General features: G+C 58.3%; 16 protein-coding genes. 4 read left to right on the forward strand and 12 right to left on the reverse strand.

Features of this window, described 5'->3' with window-relative positions; all coding sequences use genetic code 11:
- Position 1: 1 nt before the first annotated feature.
- Both CFT65_RS01470 and CFT65_RS01475 read right to left on the reverse strand, forming a co-directional pair.
- Positions 2-703 carry a response regulator transcription factor gene (locus CFT65_RS01470; RefSeq protein ID WP_088826284.1) on the reverse strand — a complete coding sequence of 234 codons (702 nt, stop codon included), beginning with the start codon at positions 701-703 and terminating at the stop codon, positions 2-4.
- A 26-nt stretch (positions 704-729) separates the two neighbouring features.
- Entirely contained in the window at positions 730-1,035 is a 306-nt protein-coding gene (locus CFT65_RS01475) for a hypothetical protein (protein WP_216360402.1), read from the reverse strand.
- 206 nt (positions 1,036-1,241) lie between these two features.
- Between CFT65_RS01475 and CFT65_RS01480 the strand changes: the two genes are divergently transcribed.
- Positions 1,242-1,823 (forward strand): QsdR family transcriptional regulator, encoded by a 582-nt coding sequence (locus tag CFT65_RS01480; RefSeq protein WP_088826285.1) that lies wholly within the window; start codon positions 1,242-1,244, stop codon positions 1,821-1,823.
- Positions 1,824-1,960: 137 nt separating this feature from the next.
- Here CFT65_RS01480 and CFT65_RS01485 read toward each other — a convergent pair whose 3' ends face one another.
- The 5 genes from CFT65_RS01485 to CFT65_RS01505 form a co-directional block, all read right to left on the reverse strand.
- Positions 1,961-3,376, reverse strand: coding sequence for an aldehyde dehydrogenase family protein (locus tag CFT65_RS01485; RefSeq protein WP_088826286.1), 1,416 nt, complete (start codon positions 3,374-3,376; stop codon positions 1,961-1,963).
- Between the two features lie 10 nt (positions 3,377-3,386).
- Entirely contained in the window at positions 3,387-4,493 is a 1,107-nt protein-coding gene (locus CFT65_RS01490; RefSeq protein ID WP_088826287.1) for a zinc-binding dehydrogenase, read from the reverse strand.
- Between the two features lie 67 nt (positions 4,494-4,560).
- The gene (locus tag CFT65_RS01495; RefSeq protein ID WP_088826288.1) at positions 4,561-5,745 is read right to left on the reverse strand and encodes an acetyl-CoA C-acyltransferase; all 1,185 of its coding nucleotides are present in this window, start codon (positions 5,743-5,745) and stop codon (positions 4,561-4,563) included.
- Between the two features lie 132 nt (positions 5,746-5,877).
- A complete protein-coding gene (locus CFT65_RS01500; RefSeq protein ID WP_088826289.1) occupies positions 5,878-7,971 on the reverse strand; it encodes a 3-hydroxyacyl-CoA dehydrogenase NAD-binding domain-containing protein in 2,094 nt (697 codons plus the stop codon).
- 167 nt (positions 7,972-8,138) lie between these two features.
- Positions 8,139-8,963, reverse strand: a complete 825-nt coding sequence (locus CFT65_RS01505) for an IclR family transcriptional regulator (protein WP_088826290.1) — start codon at positions 8,961-8,963, stop codon at positions 8,139-8,141.
- Positions 8,964-9,239: 276 nt separating this feature from the next.
- Between CFT65_RS01505 and CFT65_RS01515 the strand changes: the two genes are divergently transcribed.
- A complete protein-coding gene (locus tag CFT65_RS01515) occupies positions 9,240-10,169 on the forward strand; it encodes a 2-hydroxyacid dehydrogenase (protein ID WP_088826292.1) in 930 nt (309 codons plus the stop codon).
- Positions 10,170-10,211: 42 nt separating this feature from the next.
- Here the strand turns inward: CFT65_RS01515 and CFT65_RS01520 are convergent, their stop codons facing one another.
- Positions 10,212-11,573 carry a hypothetical protein gene (locus CFT65_RS01520; RefSeq protein WP_088826293.1) on the reverse strand — a complete coding sequence of 454 codons (1,362 nt, stop codon included), beginning with the start codon at positions 11,571-11,573 and terminating at the stop codon, positions 10,212-10,214.
- A gap of 183 nt (positions 11,574-11,756) precedes the next feature.
- Between CFT65_RS01520 and CFT65_RS01525 the strand changes: the two genes are divergently transcribed.
- The gene (locus tag CFT65_RS01525) at positions 11,757-12,926 is read left to right on the forward strand and encodes an acyl-CoA dehydrogenase (protein ID WP_088826294.1); all 1,170 of its coding nucleotides are present in this window, start codon (positions 11,757-11,759) and stop codon (positions 12,924-12,926) included.
- A 75-nt stretch (positions 12,927-13,001) separates the two neighbouring features.
- Here CFT65_RS01525 and oadA read toward each other — a convergent pair whose 3' ends face one another.
- The 4 genes from oadA to CFT65_RS01540 all read right to left on the reverse strand — a co-directional run bounded on the left by oadA (position 13,002) and on the right by CFT65_RS01540 (position 17,395).
- A complete protein-coding gene (gene oadA / locus CFT65_RS01530) occupies positions 13,002-14,801 on the reverse strand; it encodes a sodium-extruding oxaloacetate decarboxylase subunit alpha (protein WP_088826295.1) in 1,800 nt (599 codons plus the stop codon).
- Between the two features lie 21 nt (positions 14,802-14,822).
- On the reverse strand, positions 14,823-16,244 hold the full coding sequence (locus tag CFT65_RS01535) for an acetyl-CoA carboxylase biotin carboxylase subunit (protein WP_088826296.1): 1,422 nt from the start codon (positions 16,242-16,244) through the stop codon (positions 14,823-14,825).
- A gap of 81 nt (positions 16,245-16,325) precedes the next feature.
- A complete protein-coding gene (locus CFT65_RS18885; protein ID WP_141103794.1) occupies positions 16,326-16,637 on the reverse strand; it encodes a hypothetical protein in 312 nt (103 codons plus the stop codon).
- 158 nt (positions 16,638-16,795) lie between these two features.
- A complete protein-coding gene (locus CFT65_RS01540; RefSeq protein ID WP_014579051.1) occupies positions 16,796-17,395 on the reverse strand; it encodes a hypothetical protein in 600 nt (199 codons plus the stop codon).
- 728 nt (positions 17,396-18,123) lie between these two features.
- Between CFT65_RS01540 and CFT65_RS01550 the strand changes: the two genes are divergently transcribed.
- On the forward strand, positions 18,124-19,320 hold the full coding sequence (locus tag CFT65_RS01550; RefSeq protein WP_088826298.1) for an acyl-CoA dehydrogenase family protein: 1,197 nt from the start codon (positions 18,124-18,126) through the stop codon (positions 19,318-19,320).
- Positions 19,321-19,330 lie beyond the last annotated feature (10 nt).

The following is a 19,330-nucleotide window of genomic DNA, read 5'->3' on the forward strand; positions in this document are numbered from 1 at the left end:
ATTAATCCATGAACCGATAGCCAACACCCCAGACCGTCTGGACGTATCTCGGGTCGGCCGCATCGGCTTCTATCTTGTTACGCAGTCGGTTGATGTGGGTGTTCACGGTATGCTCGTAGCCTTCATGGTTATAACCCCAGACTGCATCGAGCAACTGCGCCCGGCTGAAAACCCGGCCCCGGTGGGAGGCAAAGTGCCAGAGCAGATCAAACTCACGGGCGGTGAGATCCACCTCGTGATCGTCGACAAACACGCGCCGGCGAACCGGATCAATTTTCAGCCCTTCCACCTGAATCTCTTCAACTTCCTTACTTGCAGGCGAACCTTGAGAGAGGGCGTCCACCCGACGGAACAGGGCTTTGACGCGGGCCGCAAGTTCCGCCACGCTGAATGGCTTCGTGAGGTAATCGTCCGCCCCCATTTCCAGGCCCAGAACCCGATCCAGCTCCGTGCTCTTAGCCGTCAACATTAAAACGGGAACATAGCCCGGAGATGATCGTATCTCCCGGCACACCGCCAGACCATCAAGACCGGGCAGCATCAGATCCAGTATGACCAGATCGATGCCACCCTCACGGAACCGCTCCAGACCGGTATCACCCCGGTCCAACAGAACAGCATTCATACCCAGATCCGACACCTGCATACGCACCAGCTCGCCGATGCCGGGATTGTCTTCGATAATCAGTACCGTTCGCGTCATGCGTACAGGGCTCCATTCAGATCAGGCTACATCTTGTCCTTGTCGTCCATGGCGCTGTCTTTCATCGACATCCCGTCCTTCTTCATGTCGTCCATGCCATCGTTTTTCATGGCATCCTGCGCCATACCATCTTCTTTCATACCGTGCCCCATGTCTTTGGACATGTCATCCTTTTCCATACCGTGATCCGACATACCCTTATCGGCCATGTCGTCTTTCATCATGGCGTCGCCCTTCATGCCATCGCTTGATGACTTCATGTCGTCAGCTGTGGCAAAAGTTGCCAGCATACCCAGCATGGCAATCGCAAACATTCGGCTCAGGTTTTTCATGGTGATCTCTCCGTAGGTTTTTGTATGCCGGAATTGATTCCAGCCTCAAAACCAGACTGCACGGTGGCGTTTACGGGAGAGTCACGGACAGTTAAAGAGTGTATGTCCAAAAGTTCACAAAACCATCACGGACCCGCTATTCCACGCGCATAGCCGGCTCCGGGTTTAGCCGTTAAAATGAATCCAAATTCGGGCATGAGGTTTCAGTGGCAGACAAGACCGTAACCAGGGCAACACCGGCCGACGCGTTCAAGCGGGCACGTCGCATGTGGCTCAAGGGTGAGCGCATTCACCTGGCGCCGCTGGCTGATGAGCTCGGAATTGGCCGCGCCACCCTGTTTCGCTGGGTGGGCAACAAGGATCTACTGATCGGAGAGATTCTCTGGGCCCTGTATGAACCCCTCTGGCGACAGGCTATGGCGGAAACCCCCGGCGTGGGCGTGGACTACATCGTCGGTGTGTACCGACGCACCAACTCCGCCATCCTGCACTTCGAACCGCTACGGCGGTTCATCAACCAGGACCCGGAATACGCCCTGAAGATCCTCACTTCATCCCAGTCAATCCTGCACACCCGCACGGTGGAAACCAACACCCGGATGTTGAAAGACCAGGTAGCCGCCGGGCACATCAAGCCGCCGATGAACATCTTCAGCCTGTCTTACTTCATGATTCGATTGGCGGAGTCCTGCCTGTACAGCGACATCATCGCCGGACGCGAGCCAAGAGAAGCGGAGTTGGAGGATGCCTGTACGGCGGTTCGGATTTTGCTTGGTGGTAAAGCCTGACGCATGGTGACTGGCCCCGAGGTGGGGTGTCTTTGGAGGATCTGTCGGATTACGGCTTCGCCTAATCCGACCTACCTTATGGACCTTACCGTAGGTCGGGTTAGGCAGAGCCGTAACCCGACATCCGGCTCCAGCGATTACAACTGCAACGAACGAACTTCCAGAAACTCCTCCATTCCCCATTTACCGAATTCACGGCCAATGCCTGAATGGCCAAACCCGCCGAACGGTGCCATCGGGTTGAAAGCACCACCGTTCACGAATACCTGGCCGGTGCGCAGCTTGCTGGCAATTTTCTTCGCCTTGGCATCGTCGCCGGACCAGACGGCACCGGAAAGGCCGTACTGGGTACCGTTGGCGATCCTCACCGCCTCGGCTTCATCGTTATACGGGATCACGCATAGCACCGGCCCGAAGATCTCCTCCTGGGCGATGCGGCTATCCGGTTTTACGTTGCCGAAGACGGTGGCCTTGACAAAGTAACCCTTGTCACAACCCTCTGGTGCCTCAGGGCCGCCAGCAATGAGCTTGGCGCCTTCCTCGATACCCAGTTTGATGTAGTCGATGGCCTTGTCACGCTGCTGGGCAGACGACAGCGGGCCAAGACGGGTGGATTCTTCCAGAGGGTTGCCGGGCGTCATTTTTGCCACGGCAGCGGCAGCCAGTTCGCATGCCTCGTCGTGTTTGTCTGCGGGAACCAGCATGCGCGTAAGTGCCGTGCAGGTCTGGCCGGAGTTCAGCAGGCAGTTGTTGATCGTGCCTTTGACGGCGGCCGCCAGGTCAGCATCCGGAAGAATCACGGAGGCAGATTTGCCCCCCATCTCCAGGGCGATCCGTTTGAAATCGTCGGCGGCGGCGTGGGCAATCAGGTTGCCGGTGCGGGTGGAACCGGTAAAGGACACCATGCGCACATCCGGATGCTTGATCAGGGTATCACCCACGGTATGGCCATAGCCGCACACCATGTTGAAAACGCCCTTGGGCAGGTCGGTGCCATCAAGGATCTCGGCAAGAATAAACGCCGTCTGGGGAGCGATCTCAGAAGGCTTGAGCACCACGGTGCAACCGGCCGCAATCGCCGGAACGATTTTCAGGATTACCTGGTGCAGCGGGTAGTTCCAGGGGGTAATACAGCCAACCACGCCAACCGGGGCATATTGCACTTCGGAGTTTCCGGACTGCTCGGTAAACTCGAAGTCCGGCAAAAGCTTCAGATAGCTTTTGGTCACCGCAGCCGGCATACCGGCCTGGATCGGCGTGGCCAGCTTGATCGGCATACCCACTTCCCGGCAGACGGTCTCGGCGATTTCCGGCGCGCGCTCTTTCAGGCCCGCATGCAGTTGTTCCAGCACCTTGATTCGTTCTTCCAGGGTGCTTTCCGACCAGCATTCAAACGCCGCATCGGCGGCAGCAATGGCCTGTTCCATTTCATCCGCGCCGGCGGCGGGAACGCGGGCAATCACGTCACCGGTGCCAGCTTCGTGAACGTCGATCATATCACCGGCCCAGCTAACCCATTGGCCGTTGATGTAGTTCCTGTTCAGCTCGTTCATGCTTCCCCCTTCATTCAAATACGATAACGCCACGGGCGTTCTTGCCTGCCACCATATCATCGAACGCCTGTGCGGCCTCTTCTATGGGGTAGGTCCGGGTAACCAGTTCGTCCAGCTTGAGTTTACCAGCCTTGTAAAGACCCAGGATTCTGGGGAAATCGTGCTGCGGCCTGGCGGAGCCCAGCCAGCTGCCTTTGAGCGTGCGCTCATCGGCCGGCAAGGTCAGAGTGGTCAGTGAGGTCTTGTCCTTCGGATCCGCCACACCCACGACCACGGCAGTGCCGCCACGACCCAGACTCTTGTAGGCCTGCTCGACAACCGGCCCGGCGCCCACGCATTCGAAGGCATAGTCTACGCCGCCGGTCATTTTCTTTATCGCTTTGGCTGCGCCTTCCACCTCGTTAATATTCACGGTATGGGTGGCGCCGAATTCTTTCGCCATCGCCAGCTTCGTCGGGTTGCTGTCCACCGCCACGATCATTTCGGCGCCGGCGGTGACACAGCCCTGAATGGCGTTGAGGCCAACGCCGCCGATACCAAACACGGCGGCGCGGGAGCCGGGTTCAAGCTTTGCGGTGTTGAACACGGCGCCTACACCGGTCATCACGGCACAGCTGACCAGCGCTGCGTTCTGCATGGGCACCGTTTCATCCACCTTGACACAATTATCCACGTGCATGGTGGCAAACTCGGCCATCACGCCGCAGGCGCCAAAGACGTTCAGGGGCTCGCCGTCTGCACCCTTGGTTCTGACGGTGCCATCCGGCAGGTTGAACATGGCCTTGCGGGCGTTCTCGCACAGCACCGGACGGCCACGGACACACTGGCTGCATTTGCCGCACATGGAGATAAACGTGCTAACCACATGATCGCCTTCCTTGAAGGCGGTCACACCTTCACCGACTTCCACCACCACCCCGGCAGCTTCGTGCCCCAGGACCAGTGGAGGCGGATAGGGAATCTTGCCCGTGGTGGCGGACAGATCGCTGTGGCAGACGCCGCAGGCCGCGATCTTAACGGTAATTTCATCCCGCTTGGGGCCTTCTACCGTGATGGTTTCCACCTGAACGGGCTGCCCCCATTCCCGGCAGACCACTGCTTTGGCTTGTCTGTCCATGTTTCCCCCTGTCGATTAAGTGGGGGCCAGAAGCACGATTTCCTCTGACCCCGGGTTTATTCCGACTTCATACTACTTCGAACAAGCCGGCAGCACCCTGGCCACCACCGATGCACATGGTGATCACCACGTATTTCGCGCCACGACGTTTGCCTTCGATCAGGGCATGGCCTGTCTGGCGAGAGCCGGTGACACCAAAGGGGTGGCCGATGGAAATGGAACCACCGTTTACGTTCAGCTTCTCCATAGGAATGCCAAGACGGTCACGGCAGTAAACCACCTGAGATGCAAAAGCCTCGTTAAGCTCCCACAAATCAATGTCGTCCATGGTCAAACCCGCTCGCTCCAGCAGCCGAGGGACAGCGAAGACCGGGCCGATGCCCATCTCGTCCGGCTCGCAACCGGCCACGGCGAAGCCGCGGAAAATCCCCATGGGTTCGATGTTGTGCTTCTCGGCGTAGGTGCTGTTCATCACCGTGCACACGGAAGCGCCATCCGACAGCTGGCTGGCATTACCCGCCGTGATAAACTGCTCTGGCCCACGCACCGGCTCCAGACCGGCCAGGCCCTCGAGGGTGGTGTTCGGGCGGTTACATTCATCGCTGGTCAGGGTTACCTGTTTCTCACTGACCTGCCCGGTCTCCTTGTCCTTGACCAGCATGGTGGCGTCGAAAGGCACAATCTCATCGTCAAACTTGCCAGCCTGCTGGGCCGCCGCCGTGCGCTGCTGGGAAATCAGTGAATACTCATCCTGGGCCTCACGGCTGACGTTATAGCGCTTGGCCACGACATCCGCCGTCTCGATCATCGAAAGATACAGCTCAGGCTTGTGCTTCATCAGCCACTCGTTGGTGGCGTGAAAGCTGTTGATCTTTTCGTTCTGCACCAGGGAAATCGACTCGACCCCACCAGCCACCATGGCCGGCACCTTCTCGGACACAACCCGCTGGGCAGCCAGGGCAATGGACTGCAGACCCGAGCTGCAGAACCGATTGATGGAAAAACCTGCGGTGGTAACCGGGAGCCGCGCGCGGATAGCCGCCAGGCGGGCAATATTGCGGCCCTGGGCGCCTTCCTGGAAAGCTGCACCCATAATCACATCTTCAACGATGGCCGGATCGATACAAGCACGATCGACGGCGTGTTTGATCACATGCCCCGCCAAGTCGACACTGTGCGTATTGTTCAAAGAGCCCCGGTAGGATTTACCCAGGCCGGTGCGTGCGGTGGAAACGATGACTGCATCAGACATAACAATGCCCTCATAATTCGAAACATGTAGGTCGGGTTAGGCGGAAGCCGTAACCCGACATCGAGTTGACCGTTTACCTCTTGTTGTCGGATTAAGGCTTCGCCTAATCCGACCTACGAGCTATGTCAGATGTTACAAGTCAGCAAATTTCCGGCCTTCAGCAACCAGCTTCTCAAGCAAAGCCGCCGGCTTCCACTGCTCGCCACCCACGGTGTCCTGATACTTCTTCACCGCCGAAAGAATGGTATCCAGACCTTCCTGATCGGCCCAGAACATGGGGCCACCCCGGTAGGCCGGGAAGCCGTAGCCGTAGATCCAGACAATGTCAATATCCAGCGGGCGATCAGCAATGCCTTCCTCCAGGATCTTCGCGCCTTCGTTGATCATCACATACACGCAGCGCTCCAGGATTTCCTGGTCGGTAATCTCCCGGGGCGTGATCCCCTGTTCCTTGCGGAACTGCTCGATCAGCTGCTCAACTTCCGGATCCGGAATCGGCTTGCGGCTGCCTTCTTCATACTTGTATACACCTGCCTGGGTCTTCTGGCCAAGGCGGCCCTGCTCCGCGAGCTTGTCCATCCAGCTGGCCGGGATGTCTTCGCCCGACTTGCGGCGCTCTTCCCGGATGCGGTAACCCACATCAATGCCGGCCAGATCGGACATCGCGAACTGCCCCATGGGGAAGCCGAGATCAGTCAGCACCTTGTCGACCTGCTGCGGGGAAGCCCCCTCATCCACCAGGGACATGGCCTCGGTGCCGCGCTTGTGGAGCATCCGGTTACCAACAAAGCCATAGCAGTTGCCCACCATGACACCGACTTTCCTGATCTTCTTGGCGACCGCCATCACCGTAGCTTTGACCTCGTCGGAGGTCTTGCTGCCACGCACGTTTTCCAGCAGCTTCATCACGTTGGCCGGGCTGAAGAAGTGCATACCCACCACGTCTTCCGGGCGTTTGGTGGCAGAGGCAATCTCGTCGATATCCAGGGTTGAGGTGTTGGACGCCAGGATTGCGCCAGGCTTACAGACCTCATCCAGCTTGGCGAAGATTTCCTTCTTGATGGCCATGTTCTCGAATACCGCCTCGATCACCAGATCAACGTCCCGGAAATCGTCATAGGTCAGGCTCGGAGTGATCAGCGCCATCCGCTGCTCCACCTGCTCCTGGGTCAGCTTGCCTTTCTTCGCGGAGTTCTCGTAGTTGCGGCGGATGATCGCCAGACCCTTGTCCAGGGCTTCCTGCTTGACCTCGACCATGGTGACCGGAATCCCCACGTTGACGAAGTTCATGGCGATACCACCACCCATGGTGCCGGCACCGATTATGCCAACGCTCTTCACGTCACGAACCGGCGTATCCTTCGGCAGCCCCTTGACCTTGGAGACCTCACGCTCACCGAAGAACGAATGGATCAGGCCGGCGCGCTGGGGTGATTCCATGCATTCCATGAACAGTTCCCGCTCGCGCTTCATGCCTTCGTCAAAAGGCAGATTGAAAGCCGCTTCCACGGAATCAACACACTTGAACGGAGAGAACAGGCCACGGGCTCGCTTTTTCAGCTCGTCTCGGAACTGGTCAAAGACATCGCTGCCCTTGTCCGCCTCGATTTTGTCGGTGATATCCCGAACACGACGCACCGGTTTGCCTTCGTCGACTACTTTCTGCGCATAGGCCATGCCCACTGAGCGGATATCGTCGCCTTCTTCCACGGCATCGAGAATGCCCAGGGCCAGGGCATCCTTGGCGCCGACAAATTCACCGGTAGTGATCATTTCCAGTGCTTTCTGAGCACCGGTAAGTCGCGGAAGCCGCTGTGTGCCGCCAGCACCCGGCAGAAGGCCCAACTTCACTTCCGGCAGGCCTACCTTGGCGCTGCTGATCGCAACCCGGTAGTGACAGCTCAAAGCGGTTTCCAGGCCACCACCCAAGGCTGTGCCATGGATCGCGGCAACCAGCGGCTTGTCGCTGTTTTCAAAAGTATTGACCAGTGTCGGCAGCGTGGGCTCCTGCATGGGTTTGCCGAATTCACGGATGTCGGCACCGGCAATAAAGGTGCGCCCTTCACAAACCAGCAGGAGCGCCTTGGCCTCGGCATCCTTCTGGCCCTGCTCCAGGGCTGAGAGCAGACCGGAACGAACAGCCTGGCCGAGGGCGTTTACCGGCGGGTAGTTCACGGTAATAACGCCGATGTTGCCTTCCCGGTTATAGCTAACGACCTCAGACATGATTTCTCCTCGCATTCGTTCTGAAATGTGGTTTTAACTAGCGAAACATGCGTGCGATTTAATACAAGTTCGTTGGTGGTTTCAACCACCCATTAAACTACAGGTATAAAAAAACCGCAGGGGTTCTTATGCGGTTTCTTGGTTTGGAGTTTGTCGGGAGGTGGCTTTTAAACACCCAGCGATTCGATATCGCCTGCCAGCATCGCCAGCTGGTGGGCAATGGAACCGCGAAGCTTTTCGGCCGGCACCAGGTAAGACGGTGCGGCACAGGTCAGGGCCATGATGGTGCCATCCTGCAAGTGAATGGGCACGCCAGCAGAGTTGATGTTCCGGTCCCATTCGCCAATGGAGAGGCAGAAGCCGTGTTCCTTGTAGTCCTTCATGGCCTGGTCGAGGCCCTGCTTCTTCTCTGGCCAGGCATCACCATATTTCGCGGCCATGGCGTCGTCGATCACCAGGCGGGCCTTGTCGCTGACGGCGCAGTAGTAGGCGCGGCCGGCGGAGGTACTGGCCATCGGCAGTTTCAGGCCGATATCCATGCGCAACAGGGAGGCTTCCGGTGGCAGACGGTTTTCCACGTAGATCATGTGCAACCGGTCCCGGCAGGTGAGGCCAACGGACATGTTGGTCTGGCGGGCGAACTCGTCCATGTAGGGCTTGGCCAGCTGACGCACCTTGAGATTGGACACGTAGGCATAGCCAAGCGCCAGCACCCCGGAGCTCAGCTGGTATTTCTCCAGCTGGGTGTTGTAGCTGAGGTAACCGAGCTTGGTAAGGGTATAGGTCATCCGCGACACCGTCGGCTTGGGCAATCCGGTGATACGGGCAATGTCCTGGTTCCCCAGGATGACAGGACCCTGGCTGAAGGCTCGGAGCACGTCCAGGCCGCGGGACAGGGCCTCGACAAACTTGCGGTCTTTTTCCGGCTTCACGGGCTCACCGTCAGTGGATGCCACTTTCAGTTCGGGTGAGATCTGCTTTTTTCCTGCCATAATGGGACGTCCTCCAACCGCGTCGCCCGCTCCGGTAACCGGTGTATTAATATGGTGAATAACAAAGGATTCATGATTTTAATCGCTGCAGAAATCAAGTACCAGAAAGTCTTTTCAAAATCCGCACCAAATATGAAACACTTATCAATTATGTTTCAAAATCAGAATCGCATGGCGGTATCGGATACCGACTTTCAACGTTTTAGCGGATACCTTATTCTGCATTGCAAAACAAATTAGCAGCCAACGAACCCCGTGGCGACCCCCGGAGGCAAAATGAAAATTCTTTTTGTGGCAGGCGACCCCAAACCGGAACGCTGGACGGTACCGATCCTGGAGCAATTACCGGACGCCGAGGTTTATGTCTGGAACCCGGACGGCCCAGCCATCGATGCGGATTACGCCATTGTCTGGCAACCGCCCGAGGCGCTGTTCGAACGGGAAAAGAATCTCAAGGCGGTATTCAACCTCGGGGCCGGCATTGATGGCCTGCTCAAAGTGCCCAACCTGCCGGCCGACCTTCCGGTGGTGCGCCTGGAGGATGCCGGCATGTCGGCGCAGATGGCAGAGTACGTGCTGCACCAGCTGCTGGAAGCCAGCCGCGAGATGGAAACCTACCGGGAACAACAGCGTCAGGGCATCTGGAAGATCCATCGCCCGATCAAACGCAGCGAATGGCCGGTGGGTGTCATGGGACTTGGCCACATTGGTAAGCGTGTGGCCCGCACTCTGTCCAATCTGGATTATCGGGTGAGCGGCTGGGCCCGCGGGGACCACAGCCTGGAAGGAGTCAATACCTACGCCGGTCCGGATCAGCTCGGCGATTTTCTGAAAACCACCCGGGTTCTGGTTAACACCCTGCCGCTGACTGATGAGACCCGGAACATTATCGGCTATGAATTACTTAGCCAGCTCCAGCCGGGCGCCGTACTGATCAACGTTGGCCGGGGTGAACACCTGGTTGAGGAAGATCTGCTTCGGACGCTGGACGAGGGCAAACTGCTGCGCGCCTCGCTCGACGTGTTCCGGAAGGAACCGTTACCGGAGGAGCACCCATTCTGGCAACGAAAAGAAATCACCATCACCCCGCATATCTCGGCCCGGACCCTGAGGGACGCCACCATTGAGCAGATCACCGGCAAGATTCGGGATCACGCCGAGGGCCGCGCCATTTCCGGCATTGTGGATACTGACCGGGGTTACTGAGTTCTGGCACCACAGCACACCGGCACCGGCCACGCCCGCACGTCAGGCAAGTCCGGGTGCCAGCCATGCCACCAGCGCTGTCAGCGCCAGCAGCACCGGGAGCGCAATCAGCACGAACAGTCCGTTCCAGCGGAACGCCACCACCCATCGTGAGATCTGCCCGAAGCGGGCCAGCAACATCACCGAGGGGCCAAAAGGCGACAGCATCATGGCGAGGGAGAAGCCGATAACCAGTGCCACGGCGACCGGCAAAAGCTCCATCCCTTCGGCCACCAACTGGGGCAGCAAACCAGCCTGAACACTCAGGACCGTGATGGGAATGATCCCGATCATGGAGAACATGGGCATCATCAGCATGCCAACAACGGCGACCAGGAACACGCCGCCACCAGTGGCGACAAGGCCAGCAAGCGCATCCGCCGGAATGACCGCAGACAGGGCAACCCCCAGGATGGCAGAGGCGGCAAAAATGGCCATTTCATTCTGCATGGCCCATACCTGGCCCGCACCCTCCTTCAAAACCGGCATTAGCGCCCGCTCCTGCCAAAGCATGTAAAGCAGCGTAACGGTGGGCACCGACAACATAGCCGCCACCGACACCTTGAAACCGGTCGTCGCCACCAGGCCCGCCATCACCGTGAATACCACCAGGATCAGCGCAAGCAGGCGCCCGGTGCCCGGCAGCCAGCCTTCAACGGCGACGCGCTCACTGCTGACTTTGCGGAAGCGGCGCTGTTCCAGCACCCAGCCAATCAGCACCATCAGAAGCGCCGCAACCAGACCGAAGGGCAGCAGCTGTGACCAGCTGAGTTGCGGCAGTTCGCGGGTAAGAATGGCCACGGCCACACTGGTGGGCGCCACCAGCGGCACCAGGGCAAAGCCCCTGAGGGCACTGATCAGAACGCTCCGTAACCACTGCAGGCGCGACTCGCCACTGATGCCGCGCTCACGCAGTGTTTCAGAGAGGCTTCCGCACAACAGATTCATCATGCCAAAGCTCAGAACCGTGGCTACGCCACAACTGACCAGGGCGTACTTGGGATAAAGCAGTATGGGCTTTCCACCCAGCAGCACATCGTGAATCCGGCGCAATACCTCGAACCGGCGCACAAGGCACTGCATCAAGCCCAGGCTACCCAGAAACGCGGAATAGAAGGCCGCGTCAGACGCCGCTTTCAGCAGTTGCCCGGCGTCGAGAGATCCGCGCCAGGCGAAGCCGCCAAGCACCAGCAGGGCGATTACCAGCAGCATCCGAGCGTACCCCTGCAGGCGACCGGCCCCTGCCAGAAAGGCAGAGACAAACATAACCCCCGCCACAGCACTGAGCTCGCGGCTCTCCAGGCAAATGGCCACCAGCTCGACAACCACCGCCAGGGACACCAACCACTGGAGCATGCCACTCAACACGGGGGCACCTGGTCAGGCTTTAACACCGCTTGCATTTCCATAACACCCGGATTAGTCTTTCGTAAGCATATTACAAAACTGTGTTTCGCTTAATGAAACAACGTTGACACAAAGATAGCACAGATTGGCCCCTCGCCCCTAGCGCTGGGCTTTAACTATTCGCTTTCAGGAGAGTACACAATGGCTTCCGCACCCTGGAATGATCTGCTGGGTTTCGACGCCCAACTGGACGAAACCGAGCGCCAGGTCCAAGACAGCATCCGCAGCTTCTGTGACGAGCAACTGATGCCCGGAATCACCGAGGCCAATCGGCACGAAAAGTTCGATCGCTCTATCTTCAACCAGATGGGTGAACTCGGCATGCTGGGCGCGACCCTGCCGGAAGAATACGGTGGACCGGGGCTGAACCATGTCTGCTACGGCCTGATTGCCCGGGAAGTGGAGAGGGTTGACTCGGCCTACCGCTCGGCCCTGAGCGTTCAGTCTTCTCTGGTGATATACCCGATCTATTCCTACGGCAAGGAAGCGATGAAAAAACGCATCCTGCCCAAACTGGCCTCCGGCGAATACGTCGGCTGCTTCGGCCTGACTGAACCTAATCACGGTTCCGATCCAGGCGGCATGGAAACCCGGGCCAAGAAAGTGGACGGCGGTTACCTGCTGAGTGGCTCCAAAACCTGGATCACCAACTCCCCGATTGCCGATGTCTGCGTAGTCTGGGCCAAACTAGACGGCAAGGTGAACGGCTTTGTGATCGAGCGCGAAGGCGCCAAAGGCCTTGACACTCCAAAGATTGAGGGCAAATTTTCCCTGCGCGCATCGGAAACCGGCTCCATCTTTATGGACGAGGTGTTCGTTCCGGAAGAGAACCACCTTGAGGCGGAGGGACTGAAAGGACCGTTCAGCTGCCTTAACAAGGCCCGCTTTGGCATCAGCTGGGGCTCGCTGGGCGCCGCTGAGTTCTGCTGGCACGCGGCCCGCAACTACACCCTGGAGCGCAAGCAGTTTGGCAAGCCCCTGGCCGCCAACCAGCTGATCCAGAAAAAGCTGGTGGATATGCAGACCGAGATCACCATCGGCCTTCAGTCGGTTCTGCAACTGGGCCGCATGATGGATGCCGGCACGGCAACGCCGGATGCCATTTCGCTGCTCAAGCGCAACAACTGCGGCAAAGCCCTGGACATCGCCCGGGTTGCCCGGGACATGCACGGCGGCAACGGCATTTCCGACGAGTACCACGTGATCCGCCACGTGATGAACCTCGAAGCCGTAAATACCTATGAAGGTACGCACGATGTCCACGCCCTGATTCTGGGGCGGGGCCAGACCGGTATTCCGGCTTTCAGCTGATCTCGCCCGGTTAACCCCCCAAACGAAAACGGCCCCTCAAGATGAGGGGCCGTTCTGCATCACGCTCTGGCGAACCTATTCGATCTCGACCAGAACTTCTCCGGGCACTACACGATCACCCTTGGCAATAAACACGCCGGACACCTTTCCGGCCGTGGTCGCCTTTACTTCGGTTTCCATCTTCATCGCCTCTATGATCAGCACCGGATCGCCGGCCTGAACCTCGTCACCTTCCTTCACCAGCACATCCACGATGTTGCCGGGCATGCTTGTGGTTACATGACCTTCTTTGGTGGCGGTTGCCCGGCCACCACTGGACCGCGCACCCTCGCCGCCTTCTCCCAGCGAAGCCAGATGGATTTCCTCCGGCACTCCATCGACGGTCATGTAGAAACGACGCTCATTCTCACCGGAGGGGTTCGCGCCGGTGACGTGGATATCGTAGCTCTCACCATGAACCGTGATCTTGAATTTGCTGGAGACCGAGCCGCCCGAAGAACCGGTGGGCATCGGCTCCAGGGGCTCCGGCTGCAGCGTGCCGTCACGCCGCTGCTCAAGATACGCTTTGGCCTGATCCGGGAACATGGCGTAGGTAAGCACATCCTCTTCGCTGGTGGCCAGATCGCCCACCTGTTTGCGCAACTCGTCGAGTTCACGGGGGATCAGGTTAGCCGGGCGCTCTTCAATCAGGTCCTCCTTGCCGACGGCGCGCTGCTGAAGCAATTTATCAACCGCAGCCGGTGCCTTGCCGTACCAGCCCTGAAGGTATTTCTTCACTTCGTTCGTGATGGACTCGTAGCGCTTGCCGGCCAGTACGTTGATCACCGCCTGGGTACCCACAATCTGGGAGGTGGGTGTTACCAGTGGCGGGTAACCGAGATCCTTGCGAACCCTTGGAATTTCCTCGAATACGTCCTGGATGCGATCCAGCGCGCCCTGCTCCTTCAACTGGTTGGCCAGGTTGGACATCATGCCACCGGGCACCTGGGACAGGAGCACCGAGGTATCAACACCGTTATAGGCGCTCTCGAACTGGTGATACTTCTTGCGCACTTCCCGGAAATGGCCTGTGGCCTTGTCCAGCAGCTCCAGGTTCAGCCCGGTCTCCAGACCAGCATCGTGCAGCGCCGCCGCCAAGGATTCCGTGGGCGGATGGCTGGTGCCGCCGGCAAAGGCCGACAGCGCGGTATCAATATGGTCAACGCCTGCTTCCATGGCCGCCCACTGACACATGGGCGCCATGCCCGAGGTGGCGTGGGAATGCAGGAAAACGGGCAGATTGAGGGTCTGCTTCAGCTTACCGACCAGCTCGGCGGTTACGGCTGGCGTCAGCAGCCCTGCCATATCCTTGATCGCGATACTGTCCGCGCCCATGTCGGCCATGGCCCTGGCCTGCTCCAGATAGGCATCGGTGCCATGCACCGGACTCACGGTGTAGCAGATGGTGCCCTGTGCATGCTTGCCAGCCTTCTTGACCGCCTTGATGCTGGTTTCGAGATTGCGCACATCGTTCAGGGCATCAAAAATGCGGAACACGTCCATGCCATTCTCGGCTGCCTTGGCAACAAACGCCTCAACAACGTCATCGCCATAGTGACGATAGCCCAGCAGGTTCTGGCCACGCAGCAACATCTGCAGGCGGGTATTGGGCAGGGCCTTTCTCAGGGTCCGCAAGCGTTCCCAGGGATCTTCCTTCAGGAAACGCACACAGGCGTCAAACGTGGCACCACCCCAGCACTCCAGGGACCAGTAACCGGCCTGGTCCAGCCACTCGCAGGCCGGAAGCATGTCTTCCGTGCGCATCCGGGTGGCGATCAGAGACTGGTGAGCGTCCCTGAGGATAACGTCGGTAATATGAATCTTGCGCTTGGTCATTGGGATCTCTCCGATGTTCTTTTACAGGCCCGCCTGCGCTGCAATGGCTGAGGCAATGGCTGTGGCGATGGATTCCGGGCGGGTTTTGCTGCTGTACTCAAGCAATTGGGGGTTACGTTCCACAAAGCCGGTATTGAAGTCAGCAGCCTGGAAATCCGGGTGCTCGAGAATCTGCTTGTAATAGGGGATGGTGGTTTGGACGCCGTAAATGCCCATATCCCCGAGAGCACGCCGGGAGCGGGCAATCAGCTCGTCCCAGTCCATGGCCCAGACAATCAGCTTGGCGCACATGGAGTCGTAGTACGGGGGAATCTCGTAACCGGTATACATATTGGCATCGGTGCGCACGCCCGGACCGCCGGCGGAATAGTAGCGGCTGATGCGGCCGAAACTTGGCAGAAAGCCGTTCTTCGGGTCTTCGGCGTTGATACGGAACTGGGCAGCAAAGCCCCGGTAGGAAATGTCTTCCTGCTTGAGGCCCAGTGGTTCGCCGGCAGCGATCCGTATCTGCGCCTTGATGATATCCACCCCGGTGATCTCCTCGGTGATGGTGTGCTCAACCTGAACCCGGGTATTCATTTCCATGAAGTAAAAGCTGCCATCGTGGTCCAGCAGGAACTCGACAGTGCCGGCATTTACGTAACCACACTGCTTCGCCACCCGTTTGGCCAGATCGCCGATGTATTCGCGCTGGCTTTCCTCAAGCTGGGGCGACGGCGCCAGCTCAATCAGCTTCTGGTTGCGGCGCTGGATCGAGCAATCCCGCTCGTACAGGTGGACAACATTGCCATGGGTATCGGCAAGAATCTGGACCTCGATGTGACGGGGCTCGATGATGCACTTCTCAAGGAACACCTCGGCACTGCCAAAGGCTTTGGTGGCCTCGGAGATTACCCGCTCGTAGTTCTGGCGAAGCTCTTTTTCATTATCGCACCGGCGAATGCCTCGCCCACCCCCACCGGAGGTGGCCTTCAGCATCACCGGATAGCCGATATCGGCGGCCTGGGCGACGGCATCCTCAACATCGGCAAGGTTGCCTTCCGAACCGGGCGTTACCGGAACACCCGCGGCAAGGGCCGTCTGGCGGGCCTGGGTTTTGTCGCCCATGGATGCAATAGCGTTCGCCGACGGTCCGACGAACGTAATGCCTCGCTGCTCACAAATCGCAGCCAGTTCCGCATTCTCCGACAGGAAACCATAGCCGGGATGCAGTGCATCGCAGCCGGTTTCCACCGCCATATTCACAATATGGTGTGGGTTCAGGTATCCCGACAGGGGGTCCTTGCTGATCTGATAAGCTTCGTCGGCTTTTTTGACGTGCAGGGAGTACTCGTCAGCCTCCGAATGAATAGCGACCGAGCGGATGCCCAGTTCGCTGCAGGCCCGGGCAATCCTGACCGCAATCTCTCCGCGATTGGCGATCAGCAGCTTCCGAATAGCCATGGAAAATCCTCCAGGTGATGGAAGTCGTTTAAATCGAAAGGTTGGTTCGAAGGGCAGGCACGCCCTTCAGTCAGCAAAAGCTCAGATGCCAGGTGGCGCCTGCGGCAGGACCGGAAAGCTGGCGCAATGCACCACGCCCGAATAGCCCCTGATGCCCGGAAGGACACCGGTCGGGTGAAGACTGAAATCCCGCATGCGGTTGCCATGGGAAAGCCCTCCCTCCTGACCACCGTCGCTTGTCACATCCGACAATAACGGGCAGAAAGCCGCATCACAGGACAGGGGGGCTGGCGCAGAGTCCGAAGAATGGGCAGGCAATGAAACCAGGCCCAATGCCAGAATTATGAAGAGGCTTAACGCCTGCGTCCGGCATTTTTGTTGGGCGTCCTGCATGGGCGTCCTTTGATGTGACTAAAGTCGTAGAGAGTGTCACGTGATTACGGCATCGATTCAATACGGTTTTCTGGGTAATAAACATCGTTTTTTTCGATGCTCTCCCGGTTCCACGGGAATCATCGGCGCCCCGGGGAGCGCCGATGACAACTGCCAGACTAGAAGCCGCCTTTCACCACGTGGACGATCTCATAGAACTTGGTTGCCCGATGCTCCAGATCGATCGCCAGGTCCAGCCGCTGCAGAAGCTCTTCGGCACAGACCAGTCCCCGGAGATAGGAACGGGAAGGCTGATGCCGGTCATCATCCAGCACAAGCAGATACCCTTCATGAACTTCACGGAAGGTGCTGACCAGGTCGCCCACGGTTGCCGCCCGCAAATCCTGATAATGGATAGCCGGCAGCTCACTTATTGGGCGCATGATATCGCGGACCCGAACGTCCTTGAGTGGCACACCCTGTCGATGGGCGACACTCATGGCCTTCTCGCCATTCACATCTTCGATGGCCAGAATCCCCAGACAATCCCCCGCCTGGTTTTCAACCACTTTGAAAGACGTATCGGCAAGTCTCATCCACAGCCTCGCCTCCGAAACGGACATATCGGAACTCAAAACGGACAGTCGCTGCTCGGAGAAGTCCGTCAGCAGGTGGACTGCCGAATCCTCGCTTCCTATGTGAGACAGGGGTTTGGCGGTGGGTAACGCGCCGGTGCGTCCCAGATCCTGTACTGGCAATGCGTTGAATACACTGTTCATGGTAAACCTCGTGAATCTGAATTCAGGTTGGAGTTCCCTGTGTACACAGGGACAAATCCGTAATGGTCAGAGTTAAACGAGGCTGGGCGGGCCCTGGGGCAGCACCGGATAGCTCAGCAGCCGGAGCGGTGGCTGAATAAAATCGAGACTGGCCGATAAGACAGCCCGGAATCCCCCCCCGGGGAACAGAAGAGGTGAGGTGATCGAGACGGATGCATCCGGCGACGAGGGATCGCCTGTCCCGTCAACTGATATCAGCGTGGGCGTTAAGTGATCGTCTAGCTGTGGATCCAGTGCCGGGTGAGACGAACCGTTGAGAAAAACCACAAACAGACCCGTAATCAGCACAGCCAGGAGGCTGAGCTTCAGAGTGCTTCTGTTGATGGAGCAACTCGACATAGTGAGGTTCTGCTATCGTTATTTGAACGGCTCGTCCCTTTCAAACATATAGTCTTTTGAGGGCAATGCAAGCTCCCGACAAGGTTAAAACTGCGCAATGTGCACCGGCGATGGGGGCAGGCTACTCTGCCGAATGGCCCGATGCCGAGCCAAACCGGGTGGATTGACTTCTCTTCCGGGGCCAGGTGTATCGGCACTTAAATTAAGTCAATTTCGCCTAGCGGTATAGGTTTTTACATTATTCTTGACAGAAGCCATCGCAATCTTCGATCATTGGCACATTCTGCTATGCGGTACGTATTTTCGCTTTTCAGCAAACGAGGTTGCCCATGAACTTGAACTACACTGCTGAGGAACTCGCCTTCCGTGATGAAGTCCGGGCCTTTCTGGATGAGAAACTACCCGCGGATATTGCCGCCAAGGTAAAGGGGTTCCGCCGCCTATCCAAACAGGATCATCAACGCTGGCAAAAGATTCTCAGCGAAAAGGGCTGGTACGCCACCCACTGGCCGGAAGTTTATGGCGGCGTTAACTGGGGCCCCGTCCAGAAGCACATCTGGGATGAAGAGTCTGCCCGTTACGGAGCACCGCGCTCGGTGCCCTTCGGTGTCAACATGGTGGCGCCGGTGATTATCAAATTCGGCACCGAAGAGCAGAAGCAGCGCTACCTGCCGCGAATCCTTAGCGGTGAAGACTGGTGGTGCCAGGGCTATTCAGAGCCAGGGGCCGGCTCCGACCTGGCGTCCCTGAAAACCCGCGCCGTTCGCGAGGGTGATCATTACATCGTCAATGGTCAGAAAACCTGGACCACCCTGGGCCAACACGCCAACATGATTTTCTGCCTGGTGCGCACCAACACAGAAGTGAAGGCCCAGGAAGGCATTTCCTTCCTGCTGATCGACATGAACACCCCGGGCATTACCGTACGTCCGATCATCACCCTGGACGGTGAGCACGAAGTAAACGAGGTGTTCTTCGAAGACGTGAAAGTCCCCGTGGAAAATCTGGTAGGCGAGGAAGACAAGGGTTGGACCTATGCCAAGTACCTGCTGACCTATGAACGCACCGGCCTCGCCGGCATCGGCATTTCCAAGGCGGCACTCCAGCACCTCAAGGAGCTGGCCAGCCGCCGCCTCAAGAATGGTCGACCGCTGATCGAAGATGCCTCGTTCAGCCAGCGCATCGCCCAGGTCGAGATTGACCTGATGGCCGCCACCATCAGCAACCTGCGCATTATTGCCTCAGTGGAAGGCGGCGGCGTACCGGGCGCAGAAAGCTCGATGCTGAAAGTGCGCGGCACCGAAATCCGCCAGGCGATCAACGACCTGGCCCGCCGGGCCATTGGACCGTACGCCATTCCGTTTGTGGAAGAGGAACTGGACCTGGATTACGACGGCGATTTCCTCTCCGACGAGAACGCCGCACCACTGTCTGCCCAATACTTCAACAACCGCAAGCTGTCGATTTTCGGCGGGTCCAACGAGATCCAGAAGAACATCGTGTCGAAAATGATTCTCGGGCTTTAAGGAGGCGACC

It is taken from the genome of Marinobacter sp. es.048, from assembly GCF_900188435.1.
GTDB lineage: Bacteria > Pseudomonadota > Gammaproteobacteria > Pseudomonadales > Oleiphilaceae > Marinobacter.